Genomic DNA, 24,087 nt, shown 5'->3' on the forward strand with positions numbered 1-24,087 from the left:
TGAAGACTACAAACTTCCTTGACAACGTTGTCACGCGGCACTGGTGCCGCACGAGATGGGAGACACCATGCGTCACAGCACCCTGCAGACCCCCACCTTCCGCCGCACCATGGCGGTCACCCTCGCTGCCTCGACTGCGCTCGCCCTCGGCGCGTGCAACCGTGGCGGCGCCGACACCGGCGGAGGTGGCGGCGGTGAGGCCGCCGTCGGCGTCACCCTCATCACCAAGGACTCCACGAACCCCTTCTTCGTCGCCATGCAGAAGGGCGCGAAGGCGGACGCCGCCAAGAACAACGTCAAGCTGACGGTCGCCTCCGGCAAGCAGGAGGGTGACGACCAGGGCCAGATCACGGCGATCGAGGACGCCATCGCCCGCGGCGACAAGGGCATCCTCATCACACCCATGAGCACCGGCGTCAACGCCGCCATGAAGAAGGCACGCGACGCCAAGCTCTTCGTCATCGCCCTCGACACCCCGCCCGACCCGCCGGACACGGTCGACATCACCTTCGCGACCAACAACCGCAACGCCGGCAAGCTCGACGGCCAGTGGGCCGCGGCACAGCTCGACGGCAAGCCCGCGGTCATCGCGCTGCTCGACCTGTTCGACGACAAGATCGTCTCGGTCGACTACAACCGTGACCAGGGCTTCCTCGAGGGCATGGGCATCGACGTGGCCGACGGCAAGAAGAACGGCGACGAGGCCAAGACCGGCAAGTACACCGGCGGCAAGGGCGGCGACTACACGATCGCCTGCAACGAGGCCGGACAGGGCGCCGAGGACGGTGGCCGCTCGGCCATGGAGAAGTGCCTGGCCAAGAACCCGAACATCAACGTGGTCTACACGATCAACGAGCCGACCGCGGTCGGCGCCAACGCGGCCCTCAAGGCGGCCGGCAAGACCGCGCTGATCGTCTCGGTCGACGGTGGTTGCGCCGGCGTCGGCAGCGTCAAGAGCGGCGTGATCGGTGCGACGGCCCAACAGTACCCGCTGAAGATGGCCACGCTGGGCATGGAGGCCATCGCCAAGATCGCCCGCGGTGGCGAGAAGCCGCAGGTCTCCCCCGGCCTCGACTTCTTCGACACCGGCGTCGCGCTCGTCACCGACAAGAAGGCTGACGGTGTCGACAGCATCACCTCCGACGAGGGCGCCAAGATCTGCTGGGGCAACTGACCATGTCGACTCAGGTCACCTCTGCTGCCGCCGAGTTCGCTCGGCGGCAGCAGTCCCCCCTCCAGCGGGTGCAGCACCAGCTGCACGGGAAGCCGTGGCTGAGCCCGCTCTTCCTGCTGCTCGTGACGTTCCTGGTGTTCTACATCGCGACGCCCACGTTCCTGACCGCCAACTCGATGGGCATCCTGCTCCAGCAGACAGCGGTGGTCGCAGCGCTCGCGGTGGGCCAGACGCTGGTCATCCTGACGGCCGGCATCGACCTCTCGGTCGGCGCGATCATGGTCCTCTCGATGATGGTGACGGCCACGCTCGCCAAGGACGGTGGCATGCCGGCCGTCCTGGCCCTGGCGATCGGGGTCGTCCTCGCGACGGGAGCCGGCTTCCTCAACGGCCTGCTCGTCACGCGGATCAACCTCCCGCCGTTCATCGTCACCCTCGGCACGCTGAGCATCTTCACGGCCGTTGCGCTGCTCTACTCCGGCGGTGAGAGCATCCAGGCCGACCACCTGCCACGGCTGCTCAACTTCCTGGGCGAGGGGTTCGCGATCGGCCAGTTCCGGCTCACCTGGGGCATCGTCGTGGTCATCCTCATCTACGCCGTGATGGGGTTCGTGCTCTCCCAGACCGCGTGGGGACGCTACGTCTACGCCGTCGGTGACGACGCCGAGTCGGCCCGTCTCTCGGGTGTGCCGAGCAAGCGGATCCTGCTCGCCGTCTACACGGTGGCCGGCCTGGTCTACGGCATCGCCGGCTGGATCCTCATCGGCCGGGCCGGAGCCGCCACCCCCAACGCGGCACCCGACGCCAACCTGGCCAGCATCACCGCGGTCGTCATCGGTGGCACCAGCCTCTTCGGTGGCCGGGGTCGCCTCATCGGCACCCTCATCGGTGCCCTCATCGTCCAGACGTTCGCCTTCGGTCTGTCCCAGATGGGCGTCAACCAGCAGTGGCGGGTCATGGCGACAGGCGTCCTCGTCATCGTGGCCGTCGGCATCGACCAGTGGATCAGGAAGGTGAAGGCATGAGCACCAGCACGCTCGAGGTCGCCCATGGCGGCGTCCCGACCGGCAAGGAGGAGATCTACGGCAAGGAGCCGGTCCTCTCCGCCCGCAAGCTGGTCATCACCTTCGGTCGCGTCGTCGGCCTCGACGGCGTCGACCTCGACCTCTACCCCGGCGAGGTGCTGGCGGTCATCGGTGACAACGGCGCCGGCAAGTCCACGCTGATCAAGTGCCTGACCGGGGCGTACGTCCCCGACTCGGGTGAGATCACGATGAACGGCCAGCCGGTGCACTTCCGCAAGCCGCAGGACGCCCGCGAGGCGGGGATCGAGACGGTCTACCAGCAGCTGGCCGTCATCCCGGCGCTCGACATCGCCAGCAACCTCTACCTCGCTCGCGAGGAGCGCCGCAAGGGCCCGCTCGGGTCGGTACTGCGCATGCTCGACAAGAACGGCATGGAGAAGCGGGCCGGCAAGTCGGTGCAGGACCTCGGGATCCAGACCATCCAGAACATGAGCCAGGCGGTGGAGACCCTCTCGGGTGGCCAGCGCCAGGCCGTGGCGGTCGCCCGCGCGGCGGCGTTCGGAAGCAAGGTCGTCGTCCTCGACGAGCCGACGGCCGCCCTGGGTGTGAAGGAGTCGGGCATGGTGCTCGACATGGTCAAGCAGCTCCGCGACAAGGGCCTGTCGATCATCCTGATCAGCCACAACATGCCGCACGTCTGGGAGGTGGCCGACCGCATCCACATCCAGCGCCTCGGTGGCCGCGCCGGTGTCATCACGCCGCAGACGCACGACATGGGTGAGGGCGTGGCCATCATGACCGGTGCGAAGCGGCTGGAGGGCGCCTCGTGAGCGGCGTCGTCGTCGTCGGCTACATCCCGACGCCCGAGGGCATCGCCGCCTTCGAGCGAGCCAAGGACGAGGTCGTGATCGACGGCTCCACGCTCGTGGTGGTCAACACCGGCCAGAGTGGCAACTTCGCCGGGTCGACGTTCGCGAGCCCCGCGGACATCGACGCGATCGACGTCGAGCTCAGCGGGGCGGGGATCGCCCACGAGGTGGTCCAGTCGACCGACGAGCTGGCGCCCGCCGAGGCGATCCTGCGGGTCGCCGAGGAGAAGGACGCCCGGCTCATCGTGATCGGAGTGCGACGTCGGACGCCGGTCGGGAAGCTTTTCCTCGGCAGCACCTCGCAACAGGTCCTCCTCGACGCCCACTGCCCGGTGCTCGCCGTGAAGGCGGCGAAGACCGGCTGACCGGCCCTGACCCGGATCCCCTGACCGGGTCAGCCCCCACGCGAGCGGCGTCCCTCCGACAAGGAGGGGCGCCGCTCGTCCGTCTCGGCGTCGAGGTCAGGTGCGGGCCGAGCCCAGGCCCAGGACGACGGCGATGCCGAGCGCGCTGCGCGGGTCGTATGCCGTGCGCCACAGCCCGCCGTGCACCGCGCCGGCTGCTTCCTCACGCCAGGGCGTCATGGGTGCGTGCGGTGCGGTGCGCAGGTCGTGGACGAGGAGGGCGGCCATCAGGGTGTTGCTCGTGGCCGGCTCGAAGACCTCGATCCCGAACCGGTGGGCGCCGGCATACGCGCTGGCGAGGGCGCGGTTCTTGACCACCGACCGGGTCCGGGTGGGTGGCGCCACGTTGAGTGACACGGTGCGACCATCGCGGCGGGCGACGGTGGCCCGCCAGCGTTGCAGCCGCTTGGCCAACGCGTAGTTCGGTCCCTGCTGCGGCACCAGGCTGTCGTTGAGGCCGGGGTCGGTGCCGGGCGCGTAGTTGCGCCGCAGCAGCCGGCCTCCGCTCACGGTCCGCAGCGCCGGTCGCACCAGCCGCATCGGCGTCGACGGGCTGCGGTAGCTGCGCGTCGAGTGCTCGACCGCCTCACCCGGCACGGCGAAGACGTCGGTCGGGGTGGCCAGGAAGCCGAGCGCCACGTCGGGTCGCCGCCGCATCAGCTCGACGGTGAGGGCGTCCACGGCGGTGGAGACGCGCACGTTCGTGGCCCCATCGGCATACACGTAGTTGCCGAGGACGAGCGGTCCCTCGACCTCGGTCAGCCAGTCGGCGACGGCGGGAAGGCCGTGCAACAGGTCGGCGCCGGCGTGCGCGGCGAGGTCGCTCGCCGACCACGGTGCGTCCGCGGCCACCGGCATGTGCAGCGTCCCGGCGCTGGTGGCGGCTACATCGAGGACCCGCTTCCAGATGTCCGGCCGGGGTAGGTCGACCCCGACGACGTGCCCACCCCACGACAGGATCGAGCGCAGCGGGCCCATCTCCGCGCCGGCGCCGAGCACGACGACCCGCTGGTCGCTGAGGTCGAGCCAGTCGGGGTTGGTCAGCACGGTGCGGACGGCCTCGGCGGCGGACGGCTCGATGATGCCGCGGGTGGTCCAGTCGTCGAGCTGCCTGCGGAGCGCGTCGCCGCGCAGGCGCTGCCCGTGCAGCGGGAGGCTGAGCTCGGTCGCCCGCTGGCCGGTGCCCCGCACGGTGGCGGTCCCGAGTGGCGTGCCGCCCCCTGCGGTGAAGGCGTCATCCAGCGCGACCTCGCCGTCGGCGGTCGTGGCGCGCATCCGCCCGTGGAGCGAGTCGAGACCCGCGCGCGCGACGTCGACCGCCGCCTCGCCGTCACGCAACAGGCCCGCCTCGACCATCCGCCGGAAGTGCGTCAGGTAGCCCTGCCGCCAGTTGGTCTCGCGCTCAGCGGCCTGCGCCCCCACCGGGTCGACCGGCCGGAGCGCGTCCGCCACGACCGCGCGTCCGAGCGCTGAGGTGCTGCGCTTGCCGTCGACCTCGGGAAAGACCACGCCGTGCGGTTGGTGGGAGTCGCTCTGCGCCATGCTTCGCGAGTATGCCGTGTGCCCCGGAGCGCGACGAGCCCGCCTCGTGCGTCACCTCGCCGCGTTCGACAGGCGTCGGGCGATCAGCGCCACAGCGGCGCGCAGCTCCGGACCGTCCACGATGCGGAAGGGGACGGGGAGGGCCGCCAGCTGCGCGGCATACCAGTCGGGGGCGCTCGTGCTGCCGACCAACCGGGTGGTGCCCTCGGGGCCCTCCTCGAGCCGTCCCAGGCCGCGGGGCAGCATCCGCGTCGCCGCCTCGAGCGGGGCCTGCACGACGACGTCGGTGGCGTACTCCCACCCCGCCGACATGTGGGTCTCGAGCTCGGCCACGGGGTCGAGGTCCGCGGGTGGCTCGAACCGCTCGGCGAGCGAGTCGACCGCGGTGACCCGGTCGATGCGGAAGGCGCGCCGAGCGCTCGCCGCATGGCTCCAGCAGAGCAGGTACCACCGGCCGTGCCGCACCACGACGGCCCACGGGTCCACCTCCTGCGACCACTCGCGCCCTGCCTCGGTGCGGTAGCCGATGCGGACCCGCGAGCGGTCGATGGTGGCCTGGACGAGGGCGGTGGTGGTCTGGGGGTTCGGTCGGGCGGCGCCCCGGTCGGGGGCCGGTGCGGCGGCACGTCGGACGGCTTCGGCCTGCTCGGCCACGGGTTGGGGGAGCGCGCGGATGATCTTGCCGAGCGCGCTGCCGGCCGGGTCTGCGGCGTCCGCCGCTTCGTGGTGGCCGTCGAGGACCGCCATGACGAGGGCGAGCGCCTCGGACGCCTCGAACATCAGGGGCGGGAGCCGCAGCCCGCGCCCGACGCGGTAGCCGCCGTAGGGTCCCCGCTCGGACTCCAGCGGGATGCCGGCCTCGCGCAGGATCGCCACGTAGCGGCGGGCGGCCCGCTCGGTGACGCCGAGGCGGTCGGCCAGCCGGCCCGCGCTGATGCCGGGGCTGCCCTGGATGAGCTCGAGCGCGAGCAGCGCTCGAGCGGTCGGGCTGGTGTCGGTGGACGGCATGACGACAGCGTAGGACGACATGCGGAAGCCAAACGTCCGGAACAGGACCTAGCGTGCAGGCATGGCTACCACAGACAGCTCGAGCGACCCGGTCACCGACACCCCCTGGGAGCCCCCGCTGGCCGGCAACGAGACCGAGGCCGTGCTGGGCGCCCTCGAACGACTGCGCGCGACCTTCCGCTACAAGGCCGACGGTCTCGACCCGACCGGTCTGGCGACGCAGGTCGGTGCCTCGTCGCTGACCCTCGGCGGCCTGCTCAAGCACCTCGCGGTCGCGGAGGACTACAAGTTCACGGTCAAGCTGAGCGGCGCCCCGATGGACCCGGTGTGGGACGACAACGGGTGGGATGACGACGACGACTGGGAGTTCGCCTCCGCGGCGCAGGACTCGCCCGAGAGGCTCTACGCCCTCTACGACGGAGCGGTCCAGCGGTCGCGGACCAGGGTCACCGAAGCCCTGCGCGACGCGGGTCTGGCCGTCGGCCTCGACCACATGGTCGAGGCGAAGGACGAGCACGGCAACCACGCCAACCTGCGGCGGCTGTTGCTCGACATGGTCGAGGAGTACGGCCGCCACACGGGGCACGCCGACCTCCTGCGTGAGGCGGTCGACGGCCGGGTCGGTGAGGACCCGCCGCCCGGGTGGCAGCCGGTGTCCGGCGCCTGGACGTGGGCCACCCGATGACCGACCACGACGAGCACCCCGGGTTCGACGCCACCCACCGTGGCGAGACGTTCCGCCGGTTCGACTTCACCGACACCGTGTTCGACGACACCTACCTGGTCGGCGCGCGGTTCAAGAACGTCGCCCTCAAGGGCGCGCGGATCACCGGTTCGCAGGTCGTCGACGTCGACATCTCCGGCGAGGTGGAGCGCCTCACCGTCAACGGTGTCGACGTCACCGACTTCGTCGAGGCCGAGCTCGACCGACGGGAGCCGGACCGCGCCAGGATGCGGCCGCGCAAGCCGGCGGAGTTCCGGGAGGCGTGGGACATCCTCGAGCGGCGGTGGGCCGAGACGGTCGAGCGGGCCCGGCGCCTGGACCCGGAGCTGCTCCACGAACGGGTCGACGGTGAGTGGTCGTTCATCGAGACGCAGCGCCACCTGGTCTTCGCGACCGACGCGTGGATCCGCCGAGCCCTGCTGGGTGACCCCTCGCCGTGGAGCCCGCTCGACCTGCCGCACGACGACATGGCCGACATCCCGGAGGTGCCCCGCGACCAGTCGGTGCGTCCCCCGCTCGACGAGGTGCTGGAGCTGCGTCGTGACCGGATGGCCACGATGCGCACCGTCGTCGACGGCCTGACCGACGACGCGGTCGAGAGCCGGACCACCCCGGTGACCGAGCCCGGCTACCCGGAGTCGCGTGACTTCCTGGTCGCCGACGTCGTCGGCTGCATCATCAACGAGGAGTGGTACCACCACCAGTACGCCATCCGGGACCTCGCCGTCCTCGAGTCGCGCGGGCGGCATACGGGCTAGCTCACCTCGGTCACTCGACGCCGAGGCGGGCCTTGAGGCCGTCGAGCTCGACCTGGAGCTGGGTCGGGAGGGTGTCGCCGAACTTGGCGAACCACTCCTCGATCTGGGGGATCTCGGCCTTCCACTCGTCGGCGTCGACGGCGAGGGCCTGCTCGAGCTCGGCGTCGCTCATGTCCAGGCCGGAGGTGTCGAGCGACTCGGGGGTCGGGACGTGGCCGATCGGGGTCTCGACCGCGGCGGCCTTGCCCTCGATGCGCTCGATCGCCCACTTGAGGACGCGGCTGTTCTCGCCGAAGCCCGGCCACAGGAAGCCGCCGTCCTCGTCGCGACGGAACCAGTTGACGTAGAAGATCTTCGGGAGCTTGGACGCGTCGGCGTCCTTGCCGAGGTTGATCCAGTGCTGGAAGTAGTCGCCGGCGTTGTAGCCGATGAAGGGCAGCATCGCCATCGGGTCGCGGCGCACGACGCCGACGGCTCCGGTGGCGGCGGCGGTCGTCTCGGAGGAGAGCGTCGCGCCCATGAAGGTGCCGTGCACCCAGTCGCGCGACTCGGTCACCAAGGGGACGGTCGTCTTGCGGCGGCCGCCGAAGAAGATCGCCGAGATCGGCACACCCTTGGGGTCGTAGTACTCCGGGGCGAGGATGTCGCACTGCTCGATGGGGGTGCAGTAGCGGCTGTTCGCGTGGCTCGACAGCTCCTCGGAGTCCGGCGTCCAGTCCTGGCCCTTCCAGCTGGTGGCGTGGGCCGGGGTGTTCTCCAGGCCCTCCCACCAGATGTCCTGGTCGTCGGTGAGCGCCACGTTGGTGAAGACCGAGTTGCCCTTGTTGATGGTCTTCATCGCGTTGGGGTTGGTGTGCTCGTTGGTGCCCGGGGCGACGCCGAAGAAGCCGAACTCGGGGTTCACGGCATACAGGCGACCGTCGTCGCCGAAGCGCATCCAGGCGATGTCGTCGCCGAGGGTCTCGACCTTCCAGCCCGGGATGGTCGGGGCGAGCATGGCGAGGTTGGTCTTGCCGCACGCGCTCGGGAAGGCCGCGGCGATGTAGTAGACCTGCTGCTCGGGGGAGACCAGCTTGAGGATGAGCATGTGCTCGGCCAGCCAGCCCTCGTCGCGGGCCATCACGCTCGCGATGCGCAGCGAGTAGCACTTCTTGCCCAGCAGCGCGTTGCCGCCGTAGCCCGAGCCGTACGACCAGATCATCCGCTCCTCGGGGAACTGGACGATGTACTTCTCGGGGTTGCACGGCCACTTCACGTCGGCCTGGCCGGGCTCGAGGGGGGCGCCGACGGAGTGCAGGGCGGGGACGTACTTGGCCTTGTCGCCGAGCTCCTCGATCCGGCGCAGCACGTTCACTCCGGTGCGGGCCATCACGCGCATGGAGACGACCACGTACTCGGAGTCGGTGATCTCGACCCCGAACATCGGGTTCTCGGCCTCGACGTGACCCATCACGAACGGGATGACGTACATCGTGCGCCCCTTCATGCAGCCGGCGTAGAGCCCGCGCATGAGGTCCTTCATCTCGTTCGGGTCCATCCAGTTGTTGGTGGGCCCGGCATCCTTCTCGTCCACGGAGCAGATGTAGGTGCGGTCCTCGACCCGGGCGACGTCGGTCGGGTCGGAGGCCGCGTAGAAGCTGTTCGGCTTCTTCTCCTCGTTGAGGCGCACGAAGGTGCCGGCCTCGACGAGCTTGTCGGTCAGTCGGGTCCACTCGGCTGCGGAGCCGGTGACCCACTCGATGTGGTCGGGGGTGGTCATCGCTGCCACCTCGTCGACCCATGCCTGCAGGCCGGCATGCGTGGTGCCGCCTGCGCGCTGGTCGGTGTGCGTCGCCTCGGTCGTCATGTGATCGGCCGTCCCTTTCGTCCGGGGCGGTGCTCCCCCGGATCATGAGGTTGTGCGTCCACGCCGACACGGGTCATCCGACCGCGTGTCCACATGGTGAACGCTCCTGATCTGGCCAAGGTACGCCCCCCTACGCGCCAGTAGATACCGCGCACGGTCTAGACCGCTCGTGAAAAGCCTCACAACCGGGGAGTAGGAAACGATCCCGTGCAACGTTCTTGCAAGCACTGCAAGAAGACGGCGGATTCCGTTGCGTTTCTTGCCGTTCGGCGTCGCGGGTCCGGAGCCGCCAGCCGTGGGGTGCGCCACCTCGGCCGCGTGCTCAGCCCGCCACGGCAGGAGGTATGCCGCGCGGCGGGCTCAGCGGCGCGGCATACCGATTTCGTCGGCGCGGGGTCGAGCCGGTAGTCTTTCCCGTCGTTGCTCTGGGCGATCCCACAAGGAATCTCAGGGCGACATTCGCGCCCGTAGCTCAACGGATAGAGCATCTGACTACGGATCAGAAGGTTAGGGGTTCGAATCCCTTCGGGCGCACGCTGCGTTGAGACAGACGACTGGGGCCCTGACCTGCGGCAACGCGGTCAGGGCCTTACTCGTTGCTGAGGGTGCGGACAGCCGCAGTCGTCCCTCATCCCTCGTGACATCCCTCCAATGGGTTCTGCGAGCGGCCGAAACTGGCGCGGGCAGGCTGGGGCGATGACCCAATCGCCGCCCGCTGCTGTTGGATCTCGCCGACGGGGGAGCGGCACGCAACGCCAGCGCCGGCCGGGGGTGTGGGAGGTCCGCGTCCCCACCGCCCCCGACCCCGTCACCGGGCGGCGCCGGCAGCTGTCGGTGACGGTGCACGGCACCGAGGCCGACGCCGACGCCCGACGGGTCCTGCTACTCACCGCTGAGCGCGGGGCGCGGTCCGCCTCGTTGACTGTCGGCCGGCTGCTCGAGCTGTGGCTGGAGGCGGACCACCCGTGGAAGCCCGCCACGCTGGTCAGCCACCGCTCCGTGGCCCGCGCCCTGCGCGCCGACCCCATCGCGGAAGTGCCGCCCGCGCGGCTGACCCCGGCGCTGGTCCGCGCGGCGATCACCCGATGGACCGCCACCGGGGCCACCCTGTCGGTGGTCGGTGGTCGGTTCCGGGTGCTCCGCTCGGCGTTGTCCTGGGCCTGGGACGAGCGCATCCTGCCCGAGCACCCACTGCGCGGGATGCGCAGCCCCGGCCGCGTCCCGCCTCGACGCCCCCTGCCCGACCAGGCCGTCCGGGCCCTGATCGCCAGCGCCGAGACCCGGGTCCTGGAAGCCCACGCCAACCACCACCCCGGCGACACCGGCTCCGCGGGCCGGCTGCACCGCGCGGAGCAGGACCTGCTGCTGGTTCGGCTCGCTGCCGACACTGGCGCCCGTCGCGGCGAGCTGGCCGCCCTGCGCCTGACCGACCTGGACGGCCGCGTCCTGACCATTGAACGCGCCCTGTCCGCCGGTCAGCTCACGACGCCCAAGTCGGGACGACCCCGCACGCTCACCGTCGGGTGCTCCACCGCCGAGCTGTGGCACCACCTGGAACGGCAGTGGTCAGCAAGAGCCGGCGCACCGCTCGGGCCGTGGCTGTTCAGTCCCGACCTGGCTCACCAACACAGACTCGGCGCCGAGGTCCTGGGCCACCGCTTCGCGCACGTGCGCGACGCCGCCGGAGTCCCGGACGCCACCCTGCACCGGCTACGGCACTCCGTCGCCACCTTCCTGGTCGCACGCGGGGAGATCCTCGCCGCCCAAGCCCGGCTCGGGCACGCCGACGCCGCCACTACCCTCCGCGAGTACGCCCACGCGCTCCCGCTGACCGACGGCGCCGTCGCTGATGCCATCGACCGGCACCTTCACCGCCCACCAGGCCAGTCGCGAGCAGCGACTGAGCAGGATGCCGGAGGGGAGGCAGCAACGCCCGAGCTGTGACCCCCGAGACCTTGGCTCGGGCTCGTGATCCGCGCCCTTACTCGGTTTTCGCATCATGGTGGTGGAGGTTGGTCACCGGGAGGAAGCGTGCCAGTGCACCGGGCCGGCCTGGATCGGCGGCTGGTCAGATTCGTTGCTACAAAAGGGCATTGGGAGGCGAACGCGGGTTCGGAGGCGAATCTGGTGTGGGCTGGTGTCATGGTCGTACGCGGCTCGGTGGGCCGGATCGCCAATGATCGCGTACGCGGCGATGACCTGTTGGAGTGTCGTGTTTGAGGCGGCCTTGTCGGCCGGTTCGCCCCAGGGGTGCGTGTCGGGGTGGTTCTGGCGCAGGAGCGCTCGGTAAGCGCGCCGTATCTGCTCCTGGGTCGCGTGCGGCGTGAGGCCCAAGACGGCATAGGGATCGGTCCGCTCGATCATGACCAGGCCGGCATGCTTCCTTCTTGGGTGGTGTGGGGGGCGTGGTGCTTGGGTCTCGCCTGAGCCGCGAACGGGTACGCCGTCAAGGCGTGGTCGTCGCGCAGGATGCGTCAGGCGCGTGGCACGAACGCGGCCCAGGCGAGAGTCTGTTCGATCGGTGCTTCATCGTGATGCGCGTTCGGTGTTGGGCGACCACCTACCTTTGTCCGTCCTTATCGTTCGACTCTGATTGGGTACTGCGGTGGCGCATCGGTGGGCCGCGGGGGCGAGCGTTGGCGACTCCACCCCCCGATGCCGGGGTGGCGTGGTCGGCGCGGGAAACCCCGGAAGTCGGGCGGGTCCGGTCGCGACCCCTGGTGGGCGCCGGCGGCAGGGGACGCTGCTGGGGGGTCGGCCGGAGGGGGACGACTCGACCATTCGCGGGCGATGATCGCGTCGAACTCCGCCCGAATGAACTCCTCGTCCGCGCACATCAGTTCGAGGAACTCCTCGTCCACACTGTGCGGCGCGTCGAGCTGGGCAGCGGGAACGGTGGGCACGAGTATCACCGCCGTGGTCAGGCGCTGATGGCCTGCTGGCCCTCGTTCTTACTGCTGATCTCGATCTTGCGCGGCTTGGCCTGCTCTGCGACCGGAATCTTCAAGGTGAGCACGCCCGTGGTGTAGCTGGCCTCGATGCGCTCGGTCTCCAGGGTGTCCCCCAGAACGAGCTGGCGGCTGAACACGCCCCGGGGACGTTCCGCGGCGATCAGCTCGGCGTCGCTGGCCCGAGCGGGCCGTTCGGCCTTGACGGTGACCACATTCTGTTCCACGTCGATGTCGATCGAGTCCTGGCTGACCCCGGGCAGGTCGAACTCGACATGGAAGACGTCTCCCTCCCGCCAGGCGTCCATCGGCATTGCCGAGGGCCGCGCCAGCGTGCCCAAGGCCTGTTGGGTCAGGCGATCCAGTTCACGGAAAGGGTCGGTGCGCATCAGCATCGTCTTCACCTCCGTCGTGTTCTTCACTGATGCTCCTAACGGTGCCATCGGCCCTACCAGGTCTGTGGCTGCCGCTATAGGTTTTATGTAGCACCGCGGGCATACTGAAGCAAGAGGGCAAGCACAAGAATTTCTCGAGGAAGGAGACGTCACCCATGTCAGTCCCTGCTCCCGCTGGCGACCGCGGCGTGTACGGCATCTCCGTGGCCGCCGACCTGGTCGGCATGGGCGTGCAAAACCTGCGCCTGTACGAGGCCCGCGGCCTGCTCGATCCCGAGCGCACCGACGGCGGCACCCGCCGGTACAGCGCGAACGACCTGGACCGACTGCGTCGGATCGGGGACCTGCTCGTCGCCGGTCTCAACCTGGCCGGCATCGGCATGGTGCTTGACTTGGAGGGACAGAACGCCCGGCTGCGTCAAGAACAGGAGGTTGCACCATGGCCAGCGGTGATGACAACCACGCGAGCACCGCGATCCCCGAAGCGGACCGGCTCGAACAGGAACAGCAGGCGAACCCCGCAGTAGGCAGCGAGCCCGCGTGGCCAACCTCGCCGACGCAGGAGGTCGACGAAGCCGACCGAGTCGAACAGTCTCTGCCGGTCCTCAGCGATCCCGATGAGGAGTACACGCCGGATCCACGCTGAGCTGCCGCTGTAGGTGGCGCGGCGCGCCGCCGCCTGGAGGACGCGCGGCGTCCGCTGTCGCCCCCCGGAGTGGCCAGTCGTCGATCAGGTCGCTGCTCGAATGCGGCGCGTGGTCATGGGCAAGGATCCTTGTTGCCCGAAAGGTTCCCGTTGGTGCCGCTGGCCGGACGCGGGCGTCCGCTCACTACATGGAGGGCAGTTGAGGGATTGATCGACCAACGGGTGTGCTCGCCGGCTCGAGCACGAACCACACGGTCATTCCGACGGCGTCCAGTTCCGAGCCCCACCTCGTCGAGACCGCGTCCACGAGCTGGAGCCCACGACCATGCTCGGCCAGCGGATCCACCGTGACGTTTCGGGGATCCACGACGACGGTCGAGCCGCCGTCGCGAACGGTCGTGGTGAGTACGTCGCGGTCGAGCACGACGCGAATCTCGCAGCCGGCATCGGTGTGGATGATCGCGTTAGTGACCAGTTCGCTCAGACACAGGATGGCGTTGTCGGCCGTGTCCTCCTCGATGCCCCATGCCGCGAGGGTTCTCAGCACGAAGTGGCGTGCCTGGGCGACCGCCCGAAGGTCCGCGGCGACGGAGTAGGAGACCGCGTGTGCGCCGTCCGGCATCGGCTCGGCCTGGAGGGATCTGCTGGCGTGGGTGGTGGCGCGCTGGACGCGGCGCAGGTCAACGCCCAGCCGTGCCCCGAGATCCTCGAGCTCGGTCAGCTGTGGCTGGTCGAAGCGCTGCGGTGTGTCGAAGAAAAGCACGTATCCGCCCTGGACGTGACCTGCCGCGACGATCGGGAAGGACGCGAGCGCGTGCGTCTTCAGCGTCTGGCGGTCAGCGAACGCGCGATAGAGGTAGGCGAGGTCGTCCAGCGAGCCCACTACCGCCTCGCCTGTGCGCACGGCGTGGTTCAGCGGGACGTCCTCGTAAGCGTCGACCTCACACCATTCGACGCTGTGCTCGTTGGATCGGTCACTGGCCGTAAAGAGCAGCCGTCGTCCACCGCCTTCGGCCAAGGCCAGCCCCGCCCGATGAACGCCCGGCACGTGGCCGAGCTGCGCGAGCGCGGACCGCGCCCACGTCTCCACGTCAGGTACCGGTCTGCTCGCGACCGTGTGCGCCATCTCGTCAGGGTATGGCCTTAACGGGCCGTGCGACGAAGAGCCGAAGCGTTCGTCGTCCTGGGCTTCCTGCTTGCGGACTACGCCCGCGCCGGTCATCACCGGCATCCGCGCATGCCGCCATGAGCGTCGTGGGACTTCCGTCGCCTTGAGCGCGTTCGCCCCTGCACGGCGTCTGGGCCCGAGGGCCGGCCTTCGCTGCATGTCCGATCAAACCTTGGGTGATCACTGGTAGGGGTCGGTGATCATTCGTAGCTCGGTGAGGGCGTCGCGGAGTTGCTGCATGCGTTCGGCGCCCAGATGAGCCCGCCATTCCTGTTCGATGCGCTCCTCCTCAGCTCGGGCGTGCGGGATCGCCTTCTTCGCGCGAGCGGTCATGCGCACCAACCGTGCCCGGCCGTCGGTGGGATCGACGACGCGCTCGACGTAGCCGGCACGCTCGAGCTTGTCGACCAGGGCGGTTGCCGTCTGCTTGGCGATCTGAGCACGTTCCGCCAGCACACTCAGCCTGGTGCCTTCGGGGTCGATGCCCATCATCAGCCGGCTCTGCGCGATGGTCACGTCGTCGAAGCCACGCTCCTGGAGCGCCTCGAAAATGCGGTTGGCGGCCGATCGCGAGGCGATGAACATCAACAGGCTGGCCGGCAGTTCGCGCTCCATCGCATCCCTTCACAAAGTCCTATCATCGAACTATAGTAGTTCGTTGATAGGACTAGTTTAGCCACGGAGGCGTCATGGACGCGACAGACGACACGGTGGTCGACTTCTGGTTCGACCCGGTCTGCCCCTACTCGTGGACGGCCTCCCGATGGCTGCACGAGGTGGGCCGGCGCAGGCAGCTGACGGTGCGTCACCACGTCTTGAGCCTTTACCTGCTCAACCAAGACCGCACGGACATCGCGCCGGAGTACCGCCGCAACGTCGAAGCAAGCCGGGGGCCCGCCAAGGTGGCCACGGCGGTGGTGACGCGGTGCGGGATGGGGGCACTCGCCGACTTCTACACCGCCTTCGGCAAGCGGGTGTTCGATGTATGGCGCCGGCCCACCGCTGCGGAGTATCACGAGGTGGTCAGTGCTGCCCTCGCGGAGGTGGGGCTGCCGGCCGAGCTGGAGGACGCCATGGAGTCCGAGGAACACGACTACGCCATGCGCGCCAGCCACGACGCTGGGCTGGCCCTTGTCGGACGAGGCGACGTCGGCACGCCGATCACCTCCATCGACGGTGTCGCGTTCTTCGGCCCGGTCCTCAACGCGATCCCGCGTGGGGCGCACGCCGACCGGGTGTTCGAGGGCGCGCGCCTGCTCGCCGGCTACCCGCAGTTCTTCGAGCTCAAGCGCACCCGCGTGCAACCCCCGGTCTTCACCTGAAGGAGCCGGTGTTGACTGGAAGGAGACGTGATGGCAACCCTCACAGCCAACGAGACGGATGCCCTGTGGGCCGGGATCGACGACCAGCGTGCGAGGACTGCCGCCCTGCTCGAAGGCCTCACGCCCGAGCAGTGGGAGCACCCTTCCCTCTGTGAGGGCTGGACCGTGCGACACGTCGCCGCGCACCTCACCATGCAACAGCAGAGCTTGCGCGATGCGTTGGGCTTCATCGGCCGTCATCCCCGGATCCTGGGGAGCATGCCGTTGAACACCTTCATCCACGACGCCGGGATACTGCAGGCGCAGGCCCTGTCCACCGAGCAGATCGTCACGGCGATCAGGAACGGCATGGGATCGCGTCGACACAATCCCGGGGTCACCCCACTGGAGACGCTGACCGACATCCTCGTGCACAGCCAGGACATCGCCATTCCTCTCGGCGAGGACCTCCCCATGCGCCCCTCACTCTGCGCCCTGGCCGCGACCCGTCGGTGGGACACCCGCGACACCTGGCTGGCCAGCGTCAATCGCCGACTGCCTTGGGCCAGCTGCCAGCTCACCGCCACCGACACCGACTGGCGCCGCGGCCAAGGACCCGAGGTGTCCGGCCCGATCGGTGCCATCCTGCTCCTGCTCACCGGGCGGCCAGCCGCTCTAGAACAACTCGCAGGCGAGGGAGCGGACGCCCTTCGCTTCACCGAGACCCGATCCGGGTAGATCGACGGCACCGACGCCTACGCATGGCAACGTGCAGACATCTCGAGTGGACACGATCCGTCATGCCGATCAACTCACGTCTGATCGGCTCCCGTTGCCAAGCTGTGCCCGAAACACCTCGCCGGTCATCCCGTCGATCGCCGCCGCGACGACCGGGCAAGGGCACTGGTCCAGCAACCCACGAATCTGTGCGAGTGAGGCCCCGGCCCGCAACCACTCAGCCGCGAGCGGTCACGGCATACCGTCTAGGTGTACCCGGCCATGACCTTGGTTGCGCCGGTGCCCTGTTGACGTGAGGAGAACCCCCGAGTGGGGTGTGGCTTGTCTAAGGCCCACATTCACTCGGAGGTTCTCGTGTCCCACGGTAATGCTCGCTTGACTGTCCATGGCCGGCTGCTGATCGTGCAGCGGCACCAGGCTGGCTGGCCCAAAGCCCACATCGCGGCGGCGATGGGAGTCTCACGCAAGTGTGTTCGGACGTGGATTGACCGGTTCACGGCTGAGGGCGAAGCTGGCCTGCTCGACCGGTCCTGCCGCCCGCGTCGAAGCCCGACCCGGACCCCTGTTGAGGTCGAGGCGCGGATCATCGAGCTGCGACGGCGTGAGCGTCGTGGTCCGGCGTGGATCGGTGCCGAGCTGGGCGTACCGGCCCGGACCGTCTCCCGCGTGATCTCCCGCCGCGGGCTGCCCAAACTGGCCGGGCTGGATCCGATCACGGGCGAGGTCATCCGGGCCAGCAAGGTCACCGCGGTCCGTTACGAACGCGAACGACCCGGCGAGCTGGTCCACATGGACGTCAAGAAACTTGGCCGCATCCCCGATGGTGGTGGGTGGAAGGCGCACGGCCGGGAGATGGGCAGCACCTCCAAGAGGAAGAACACCCGCGTCGGCTTCGACTACGTCCACTCACTGGTCGATGACCACTCCCGCCTGGCCTACTCCGAGATCCTGCCCGACGAGAAGGGCCCTACCTGCGCCGCCTTCTTGACCCGGGCGATCGGCTACTTCGCCGATCACGGCATCACCGGGATCGAGCGGGTGATGACCGACAACGCCTGGGCCTACCGCTGGTCACTGCGCGAGACATGCGCCCGACACGGCATCAGCCAGGTCTTCATCAAACCCCACTGCCCCTGGCAAAACGGCAAGGTCGAGCGACTCAACCGCACCCTGCAAACCGAATGGGCCTACCGGCAGGTCTTCACCACCAACGCCGAGCGCTCAGCCGCCCTTGCCCCCTGGCTCGAGCACTACAACACTCAACGACGCCACAGCGCACTCGGAGGACTCCCACCCCTCAGCCGGCTGCGACCAACCTGATGGCTCGGTACATCTAGGCGGGCCTGCGGTCAGGTCCCGGGAACCGTGGGATGCCGTCCAGGGTTTCGTCCATGCGCACCGCGACCGCCAGAGCCAGGGCCGAGGTGGTAGTGGGTGCCGGCCGATCCAGCCTTCGCAGTCGGCCCTCGGCGGTTCGCAGGGACTGTCTACACGCCAGAACACTGGGCGCGGGCGGCCTGAGACGTCGACGAGCTCAGGCGGGCTGCGCGTATGGGCTGCGATGGGTCTCGTACATGCGCGCCGCGACGACGAGTGCCGAGGCGGCCGTCAGAGCCGCGATCACCCATATTGCCTGGCGGACGCCGAGGGTGTCGGCGAGGACTCCGGTGAGGAGCGCGCCGATGGCGAATCCGAGGTCGCGCCAGAGTCGGTAGACGCCGACGGCGCGTGCTCTCCAGCTGGGGTGGGCGACGTCGCTGATGCTGGCCAGCAGGGTGGGGTAGACCATGGCGGTGCCGGCGCCGAGCAGCACGGACCCCAGGGCCCATGGCGTCTGCGAGTTGGCGGTTGCGATGATCGCCAGAGCGGCGGCTTGGAGCAGCATGCCGCCGGTGATGAGGTGTTTGCGGCCCCAACGGTCGGACAGTGCGCCGGTGGCTAGTTGCCCCACGCCCCAGACGGCGGGGTAGAGGGCGACGAGGATGCCGGTCTGGCCAAGCGACAGTCCGGCGGAGGTGAAGAGAACCGGGAACAGGCCCCAGGCGAGGCCGTCGTTGAGGTTGTTGACCAGGCCGGCTTGGCTGGCCGAGGAGAGGGCGGGCTCGCGGAAGCTTGTCAGCACGAGGACTTCCCGGTCGGTCAGGTCCTCGGAGTCGGCACGGGTCGCGGCCTCGTGGTCGGAGTGGGGACGGGTCTCCCGGACCCAGAGCGTGGAAAGGCCCAGGCCGAGCGCGGCATAGGCGACGCCCAGCAGGAACGGCTCGGGCCGAAGTCCGGCGTGTGCCGCGATGTTGCCTGTGAGCAGGGCCGTCACGGCGACCGCGAGGTAGCCGGCGGACTCGTTGAGGCCCATGGCCAGGCCCCGGTGTCGGGGCCCGACCAGGTCGATCTTCATGATCACGGTGGTGGACCAGGTCAGCCCCTGGCTGATGCCGAGCAGGACGTTGGCGGCGACGACGATCCACCACTGGGGCGCCCAGATGAGGAGCAGGGGGACGGGGAGGGCGACCAGCCAGCCGGCGACGAGTACGGGTTTGCGCCCATGGCGCTCCGACCAGGTCCCGGCGAAGTAGTTGGTGCATGCCTTGGCCAGGCCGAACGCGAGGATGTAGGTCAGGGCCGCGGTGTAGGAGTCGAGCCCGAACTCCTGGGTGGCAAGGAGGGGCAGGACGGTGCGTTCCTGGCCGAGCGTTCCGCCGACCAGAGCGTTGACGGCAACGAGTAGGCCGAACTGGGCCGCGTTCGCTCGTACGCCGAAGACGGGAGACGCCGACGTTCCTGCTCGTTTCACGGGCCAATGGCGAGGTCCTCGCCGTGGGCGGCGGCCCAGTCCTGGGAGCTGCCGGCGAACACGGCGACCTGGGTGAATCCGGCTCCGGACAGCAGCGATGCCGCTCCCATGGCGCGTTCGCCGTGTCCGCACATGACCACGGTCGGCACGTCGGCGAGGTGGCCGAGCACGGCGGGGAGGTCGCCGAGCTCGATGTTGAGGGCACCAGGGACGTGTCCGGCTCGGTACTCGGCCTCCTGACGGATGTCCAGGACCCGCACGGTGGCCGCGGCGCCTGCCGCGTCGCTCGCCTCGACCAGCGGCACCGAGGTGGTCGGCAGGCACGCAGCGGACCAGGCCGCCTGGCCGCCGGCTAGTTCGCCGATGATGTTGTCGTAGCCGATCTTGGCGGCCTGCCAGAGCACCTCCTCGACGTCCTGGTCGGGTTCGCGGAGGACGACGAGTGGTGTGTCGTCTGGTGCCAGCCAGCCGAGCCAGCTCGCGAACGCGGGCCGTAGCGGGATCGAGAGGGCGCCCGAGGGGTGTCCGGCGGCGAAGGCGGGCACTGGGCGGACGTCGACGATCATGGCGCCGGTGGCCTGCGCAGCGGCGACCGCCTGCGGCGTGAGCTGCTCGACCCCGAGCCGGCGGGGCAGGATCGCTGGTCCGCGCCGGTTGACCTCGCCCAGTCGCAGGAAGTAGGGCGGGAACGAGCCGAGGCTGCCGAGCAGCCGGGCGACGAACGCGTCCTCGTCCGCGGCGGACAGCAGTGGGTTCGCGGCGCGTTCGGAGCCGATGGTGCTGGTGCGGGCGGACCCGGCGGGTGCGGCGCAGAAGGAACCTGCGCCGTGGGTCGGCCACACCTCGACGGCGTCGGGCAGCTCCAGCAGTCGATGCACTGACCGGTACTGGGCCCGGGCGAGCTCGATCGTGCGGTCGGGGTCGACGAGGTCGGTCCGTGCAGCTGCCCCGACCAGCAGTGAGCCCCCCGTGAACACCCCGACGGGTTGCGAGCCGTCCAGCAACAGGTAGGACAGGTGCTCATCGGTGTGCCCGGGCGTCCCGAGGGCGCGCAGCCGCAGACCCCCGAGGTCGAACTCGTCGCCGTCCCTCAACCCGTGGTGTCCGAAGCTCCGGTTCCCGGCGGCCGACGCCAGCACCGTCGCGCCTCGCGTCGCAGCGAGCTGACGAGCGCCGGAGATGAAGTCCGCATGCAGGTGGGTGTCCGCGGCGACGGCGATGCGAAGACCCCGGGTCCCCGCGGCCGCCTCCAGGGCGCGCAGGTCACGACTCGGGTCCACGGCGAGGGCACGGCCGTCGCCGAGGTCGACCAGGTATGCCGTGTTGCCCAGCCCCTTGTCCGCGATCTGGAGCGTGAGTGGTTGCGTCATGTGCTGTTCGGCTCCATCTGCGTGTCACGCCTCAGCTGGGCTTGGCATAGGCCTTGATTCCGGTGTCGAGCAGGACACAGGGCTCGTCGCCGTCGGTCCACGCGTCGTGCCCGGGGTCGAGGTCCACGACGTCGCCGGGGCCGATGGAGACCTCGTTGCCGTCGTCGAACCGGATGGTCATCTGACCGGACAGGCAGATCCCCGTGTGGTGGGTTTGGCAGGAGTCGGTGCCGGCGATGGGCTTGACGTCGTTGGACCAGCGCCAGCCCGGTTCGAACACACCGCGTCCGAGGGTGAACTCGCCGAGGGTGACCACGTCCAGGTGGCCGTGAGCCTTGAAGGGGCGCTGCTCGTGCGGGGTGTCGATGTTCTGCTTGTCGAACATGGGTTCCTCCGGTGGTGTGGGTTAAATCGGTGGTCAAGGTGGCGAGGATGGAGATGCTCTTGACGCCATACGTGGCGCTGGCATTGCGGGCCTGGTCGGAGATGAACGCGTACGCGTTCTCGCGGTGATGGTCGATCGTGAAGCCGGCTTCCCCGTTCGAGATCACGCAGTCCACGGTGCCATCTCCCAGCGGGAGTGCCTCGATGCGGCCTTCCCGGAACTCGACCTAAGCGAGCCCGGCCTGGTCGGCCAGCCGGCGTGCCTTGTCGAGCTGATCGTCACGGTTCGCCTTCTTCGCAATATTCAATGATTCACTTGAATAAAACTCCTGTAGCGTGGGCGTTGTCAAGGGAAATCTTGAATAAAGTGCTGAGGAGAGGTGACGGATGGCAGATCACGCAGCAAAGGCCGCTCTGTATGACGCACTGGCGGAGTCGGCCAAGGCGCTGGCCAACGGGCGACGTGCGGAGCTGGTGGACGTGCTCGCTCAGGGCGAGCGATCGGTGGAAGAGCTTGCCGCCGAGATCGACCAGACCCTCGCCAACACTTCCCAGCACCTGCAGCGACTGCTGCGCTCCGGCCTGGTGCAGTCGCGCCGCGAGGGCACCCGGATCTACTACTCCCTGGCCAGCGAGGTGGTGGGTGACCTCTGGCGGACCATGCGACGAGCCGCCCAGGAGCATGTCTCCGGCCTCGAGCAGCTGGCTGCCGACTACCTCGGTGACCGCAGCAAGCTGCGGACCATCACCCGCGACGTCCTGCGGAGCCGCCTGCGCGACGGTGACGTGGTCGTGCTGGACGTACGACCCGAGGCCGAGTACGCCGCCGGCCACATCCGCGGAGCGATCTCGATCCCGATCCACGACCTGAGGTCGCGTCTTGGCGACATCCCGGACGGCGCCGAAGTGGTCGCCTACTGCCGCGGACCATTCTGCGTCTTCGCCGACGAGGCCGTCCGGATGCTCAGCAGGAAGGGCATCAGCGCCGCCCGGCTCGAAGACGGGTTCCCAGAATGGAACCAGGCTCACCTGCCGGTTGCCCGCTCCTAGAGAACGAGGGGATCCGGAGCGATTCGAGGAGTCCCTGGGCCGCATCCTCGTTTCAGCTGCCTGCTCACCCCGCTGGTGGAGGAATATGCGGTGCGCGCTGGCAAAATTGGGTACGCGCTCGGACACGTTTGAAAGGAGCGGACCCACGTTTGCAACCCGCACGATCGTCCGTGCAGCAGTACCCACTGCTGTGTGTGGCGATTCTGGCCTTCATGACAGGACCCGCACACGCGACGATCCACCCCATCGTCCAGTCCATCAATTGTGCCGCGGCGTCGGCATTTGCGAACGCGCCGATCGCCGACCCGCCCGGCCAGACACCAGACGCGCTGACGGCCGAGAGCATCACCGTGGCATTCCCGTTCCTGAGGATCTCGTTCCCCGAACCCCTGGAGTTCTCACAGTCCGACTTCCGCGCGCTGCAGGCAACCGGGTTCATCGATGAGGTCGTCCGCGACGCCAGTGGAAACGTGACCGCTCTTGTGGTCGACCTTCGCAACGTTCCCAAGGCAGCGAGCGGTCAGGGGTTCGCGCACTGCGCTAACCCCTGACAAGAACCCATTTCGCAGGTAGGAAGGCCCAACGCCGAGGCCCGGCACAAGTTGGGTCGTGCCTCGGCGCGCGCGATTCGCCGGACGAGCTCGTCCGAATGACGCGGGAGATCCTTGCGACGACGGCTAGACCGAGAGGTGCATGCCGCACGTCTCTGCAAAGTGAGCGTGATCAGCGTTGGCAACGCCCGCGGACCAGTCGGCATAGGGGGCGACCATTAACCTCGTTCCTGCCCGGCCGGACCTTCACCGGCCCGGCTGACTTCAACACCCAGCTGAGCGGCGGCTCTTCGTAACGGCGGCTGTGGTACTAGTCCGATCGGGCGAGGCGGCCGCCGTGGGGTCGGAGGAACGTGCTGTGGTGCGGGCCTGGTGCGCCGCTCCGGCGCATCGTCCGCGTGGAGGAGCTGGCTATGAGAGCTTTTGCGGTTGTGCGCGCCACCCTGGTTGCTGTCGCGACTGGGGCCCTGATGTTCACTGGTTCGGCGGCCGTGGCTGCTGCCGGCCCTGTCACGACGGTCGTCCACGAGCACCAGGGCACGGAGACCTTTGTCGACTTGGGGCCCGAGTGCGGCTCCACCGAACTCTTCGAGATCACCGTCACCTACAACTCGGTGGAGAAGCAGACCATCTTCGCCGACGGGCGAGAGCACGACACCTTCACCCAGACCGGGACCTTCGAAGCGGTCTCGCTCGAGACCGGACGGACTGCGACCGGACACTTCACCGTCTGGGGCGGTTTCAACGTCAACGGGAAGAGCGTTAACGGGACGTTCACGTTCAACGTCAACGGCGCCTACGACGACGGTCAACGGCTTAGTGTCCACGCCGTCGACCACTTCAGCGCCATCCCCACCGGAGCGGTCTTCGAGTGGTCGAAGTGCCACGGCTGAGGGCTGGCTGAGGGGACAGCGCGGCGCGCGTCAGGGACCGGACTTGCACAGGGTGTCCGGTCCCCGAGTTCGCATTCTCAAGCCATCGCTGAAAGGAAAGGGAACGTGCCCAAGACATCGAAGAGCAGCGCTTCAGAAACCGTTGAGGTGGAGGGCTATGAGGGTCACCTGGAGAGGCTCGAAGGGGGCTACACGGTGGCCTTCGAGAAGTACACCGCAGACGCCGACCTCGCAGAGTTCTTCAAGGGCTTGCCGGACGACCAGTGCCAGGCAGCGCACTGGGGGTACGTGCTGACCGGCAAGGTGACGTTCAAGACCGCCGCTGGTGAGGAGACGTTCGAGACCGGCGATGCCTACTACGTCCCCCCGGGTCACACCCCAGTGCTGTACGCCGGCACCGAGGTCATCGAGTTCAGCCCCACCGAGCAGCTGCAGCAGACCCTCGACGTGGTCACGAAGAACATGGAAACCGCCGGCTGAGGCTCGTTGGCGGATAACGGCA

25 protein-coding genes and 1 tRNA gene are annotated in these 24,087 nt (G+C 69.0%); 16 read left to right on the forward strand and 10 right to left on the reverse strand.

Going from position 1 to position 24,087, the window contains the following annotated elements; genetic code table 11:
* Window positions 1-67 precede the first annotated feature (67 nt).
* Genes ASG91_RS05005 through ASG91_RS05020 form a run of 4 tightly spaced genes read left to right on the forward strand, consistent with a single transcriptional unit; the run spans window position 68 to window position 3,433 of the window.
* The gene (locus ASG91_RS05005) at window positions 68-1,174 is read left to right on the forward strand and encodes a substrate-binding domain-containing protein (RefSeq protein WP_056921795.1); all 1,107 of its coding nucleotides are present in this window, start codon (window positions 68-70) and stop codon (window positions 1,172-1,174) included.
* A gap of 2 nt (window positions 1,175-1,176) precedes the next feature.
* A complete protein-coding gene (locus ASG91_RS05010; RefSeq protein WP_056921513.1) occupies window positions 1,177-2,199 on the forward strand; it encodes an ABC transporter permease in 1,023 nt (340 codons plus the stop codon).
* Window positions 2,196-3,029: an ATP-binding cassette domain-containing protein gene (locus ASG91_RS05015; protein ID WP_056921514.1), complete on the forward strand. Its 834-nt coding sequence runs from the start codon at window positions 2,196-2,198 to the stop codon at window positions 3,027-3,029. Before ASG91_RS05010 ends, ASG91_RS05015 begins: the two co-directional genes overlap by 4 nt.
* A complete protein-coding gene (locus tag ASG91_RS05020; protein WP_056921515.1) occupies window positions 3,026-3,433 on the forward strand; it encodes a universal stress protein in 408 nt (135 codons plus the stop codon). Before ASG91_RS05015 ends, ASG91_RS05020 begins: the two co-directional genes overlap by 4 nt.
* Window positions 3,434-3,529: 96 nt before the next feature.
* On the opposite strand, the gene ASG91_RS05025 is transcribed toward ASG91_RS05020, so the two are convergent.
* A complete protein-coding gene (locus ASG91_RS05025) occupies window positions 3,530-5,014 on the reverse strand; it encodes a hypothetical protein (protein WP_056921516.1) in 1,485 nt (494 codons plus the stop codon).
* A 51-nt stretch (window positions 5,015-5,065) separates the two neighbouring features.
* Window positions 5,066-6,022 (reverse strand): YafY family protein, encoded by a 957-nt coding sequence (locus tag ASG91_RS05030; protein ID WP_056921796.1) that lies wholly within the window; start codon window positions 6,020-6,022, stop codon window positions 5,066-5,068.
* Window positions 6,023-6,083: 61 nt separating this feature from the next.
* Between ASG91_RS05030 and ASG91_RS05035 the strand changes: the two genes are divergently transcribed.
* Window positions 6,084-6,707: a DUF664 domain-containing protein gene (locus tag ASG91_RS05035; protein ID WP_056921517.1), complete on the forward strand. Its 624-nt coding sequence runs from the start codon at window positions 6,084-6,086 to the stop codon at window positions 6,705-6,707.
* Entirely contained in the window at window positions 6,704-7,504 is an 801-nt protein-coding gene (locus tag ASG91_RS05040; protein ID WP_082593966.1) for a DinB family protein, read from the forward strand. Before ASG91_RS05035 ends, ASG91_RS05040 begins: the two co-directional genes overlap by 4 nt.
* Window positions 7,505-7,514: 10 nt before the next feature.
* Here the strand turns inward: ASG91_RS05040 and ASG91_RS05045 are convergent, their stop codons facing one another.
* Window positions 7,515-9,350 carry a phosphoenolpyruvate carboxykinase (GTP) gene (locus ASG91_RS05045; protein WP_056921518.1) on the reverse strand — a complete coding sequence of 612 codons (1,836 nt, stop codon included), beginning with the start codon at window positions 9,348-9,350 and terminating at the stop codon, window positions 7,515-7,517.
* Between the two features lie 461 nt (window positions 9,351-9,811).
* On the opposite strand from ASG91_RS05045, the gene ASG91_RS05050 reads away from it, so the two are divergent.
* Window positions 9,812-9,884 (forward strand) — tRNA-Arg (locus ASG91_RS05050).
* 162 nt (window positions 9,885-10,046) lie between these two features.
* Window positions 10,047-11,294 carry a site-specific integrase gene (locus ASG91_RS05055; RefSeq protein WP_157606078.1) on the forward strand — a complete coding sequence of 416 codons (1,248 nt, stop codon included), beginning with the start codon at window positions 10,047-10,049 and terminating at the stop codon, window positions 11,292-11,294.
* A gap of 72 nt (window positions 11,295-11,366) precedes the next feature.
* Here ASG91_RS05055 and ASG91_RS05060 read toward each other — a convergent pair whose 3' ends face one another.
* Together ASG91_RS05060 and ASG91_RS05065 are read right to left on the reverse strand one after the other, a co-directional pair.
* Window positions 11,367-11,714, reverse strand: a complete 348-nt coding sequence (locus ASG91_RS05060) for a J domain-containing protein (protein WP_056921520.1) — start codon at window positions 11,712-11,714, stop codon at window positions 11,367-11,369.
* Window positions 11,715-12,270: 556 nt separating this feature from the next.
* A complete protein-coding gene (locus ASG91_RS05065; RefSeq protein ID WP_056921798.1) occupies window positions 12,271-12,693 on the reverse strand; it encodes an Hsp20/alpha crystallin family protein in 423 nt (140 codons plus the stop codon).
* Window positions 12,694-12,896: 203 nt separating this feature from the next.
* Between ASG91_RS05065 and ASG91_RS05070 the strand changes: the two genes are divergently transcribed.
* Window positions 12,897-13,220 carry a MerR family transcriptional regulator gene (locus tag ASG91_RS05070; RefSeq protein ID WP_235545415.1) on the forward strand — a complete coding sequence of 108 codons (324 nt, stop codon included), beginning with the start codon at window positions 12,897-12,899 and terminating at the stop codon, window positions 13,218-13,220.
* A gap of 303 nt (window positions 13,221-13,523) precedes the next feature.
* Here ASG91_RS05070 and ASG91_RS05075 read toward each other — a convergent pair whose 3' ends face one another.
* Together ASG91_RS05075 and ASG91_RS05080 are read right to left on the reverse strand one after the other, a co-directional pair.
* The gene (locus tag ASG91_RS05075) at window positions 13,524-14,570 is read right to left on the reverse strand and encodes an ATP-binding protein (protein ID WP_056921521.1); all 1,047 of its coding nucleotides are present in this window, start codon (window positions 14,568-14,570) and stop codon (window positions 13,524-13,526) included.
* Between the two features lie 117 nt (window positions 14,571-14,687).
* Window positions 14,688-15,122, reverse strand: coding sequence for a MarR family winged helix-turn-helix transcriptional regulator (locus ASG91_RS05080; RefSeq protein WP_056921522.1), 435 nt, complete (start codon window positions 15,120-15,122; stop codon window positions 14,688-14,690).
* A gap of 74 nt (window positions 15,123-15,196) precedes the next feature.
* Between ASG91_RS05080 and ASG91_RS05085 the strand changes: the two genes are divergently transcribed.
* The 3 genes from ASG91_RS05085 to ASG91_RS05095 all read left to right on the forward strand — a co-directional run bounded on the left by ASG91_RS05085 (window position 15,197) and on the right by ASG91_RS05095 (window position 17,866).
* Window positions 15,197-15,829, forward strand: coding sequence for a DsbA family protein (locus ASG91_RS05085; RefSeq protein ID WP_056921523.1), 633 nt, complete (start codon window positions 15,197-15,199; stop codon window positions 15,827-15,829).
* Window positions 15,830-15,859: 30 nt separating this feature from the next.
* Complete coding sequence (locus tag ASG91_RS05090) at window positions 15,860-16,546, forward strand: maleylpyruvate isomerase family mycothiol-dependent enzyme (protein ID WP_056921524.1); 687 nt, start codon at window positions 15,860-15,862, stop codon at window positions 16,544-16,546.
* Window positions 16,547-16,900: 354 nt separating this feature from the next.
* A complete protein-coding gene (locus ASG91_RS05095; RefSeq protein ID WP_082593923.1) occupies window positions 16,901-17,866 on the forward strand; it encodes an IS481 family transposase in 966 nt (321 codons plus the stop codon).
* A gap of 214 nt (window positions 17,867-18,080) precedes the next feature.
* Here ASG91_RS05095 and ASG91_RS05100 read toward each other — a convergent pair whose 3' ends face one another.
* The 3 genes from ASG91_RS05100 to ASG91_RS05110 are packed head-to-tail and all read right to left on the reverse strand — an operon-like array spanning window position 18,081 to window position 21,092.
* A complete protein-coding gene (locus ASG91_RS05100; protein WP_056921525.1) occupies window positions 18,081-19,337 on the reverse strand; it encodes an MFS transporter in 1,257 nt (418 codons plus the stop codon).
* Entirely contained in the window at window positions 19,334-20,707 is a 1,374-nt protein-coding gene (locus ASG91_RS05105) for a rhodanese-like domain-containing protein (protein ID WP_056921526.1), read from the reverse strand. Before ASG91_RS05105 ends, ASG91_RS05100 begins: the two co-directional genes overlap by 4 nt.
* Before the next feature lie 31 nt (window positions 20,708-20,738).
* Window positions 20,739-21,092: a cupin domain-containing protein gene (locus tag ASG91_RS05110; protein ID WP_056921527.1), complete on the reverse strand. Its 354-nt coding sequence runs from the start codon at window positions 21,090-21,092 to the stop codon at window positions 20,739-20,741.
* A 386-nt stretch (window positions 21,093-21,478) separates the two neighbouring features.
* On the opposite strand from ASG91_RS05110, the gene ASG91_RS05120 reads away from it, so the two are divergent.
* The 4 genes from ASG91_RS05120 to ASG91_RS05135 all read left to right on the forward strand — a co-directional run bounded on the left by ASG91_RS05120 (window position 21,479) and on the right by ASG91_RS05135 (window position 24,065).
* A complete protein-coding gene (locus ASG91_RS05120; protein WP_056921529.1) occupies window positions 21,479-22,141 on the forward strand; it encodes a metalloregulator ArsR/SmtB family transcription factor in 663 nt (220 codons plus the stop codon).
* Window positions 22,142-22,311: 170 nt separating this feature from the next.
* Window positions 22,312-22,692 (forward strand): hypothetical protein, encoded by a 381-nt coding sequence (locus ASG91_RS05125; RefSeq protein WP_056921530.1) that lies wholly within the window; start codon window positions 22,312-22,314, stop codon window positions 22,690-22,692.
* 470 nt (window positions 22,693-23,162) lie between these two features.
* A complete protein-coding gene (locus tag ASG91_RS05130; protein WP_157606081.1) occupies window positions 23,163-23,585 on the forward strand; it encodes a hypothetical protein in 423 nt (140 codons plus the stop codon).
* Between the two features lie 147 nt (window positions 23,586-23,732).
* Window positions 23,733-24,065 carry a hypothetical protein gene (locus ASG91_RS05135; protein WP_082593924.1) on the forward strand — a complete coding sequence of 111 codons (333 nt, stop codon included), beginning with the start codon at window positions 23,733-23,735 and terminating at the stop codon, window positions 24,063-24,065.
* The last annotated feature ends 22 nt before the right edge of the window (window positions 24,066-24,087 follow it).

It is taken from the genome of Phycicoccus sp. Soil802, assembly GCF_001429605.1.
In the GTDB taxonomy this organism is placed as follows: domain Bacteria; phylum Actinomycetota; class Actinomycetes; order Actinomycetales; family Dermatophilaceae; genus Pedococcus.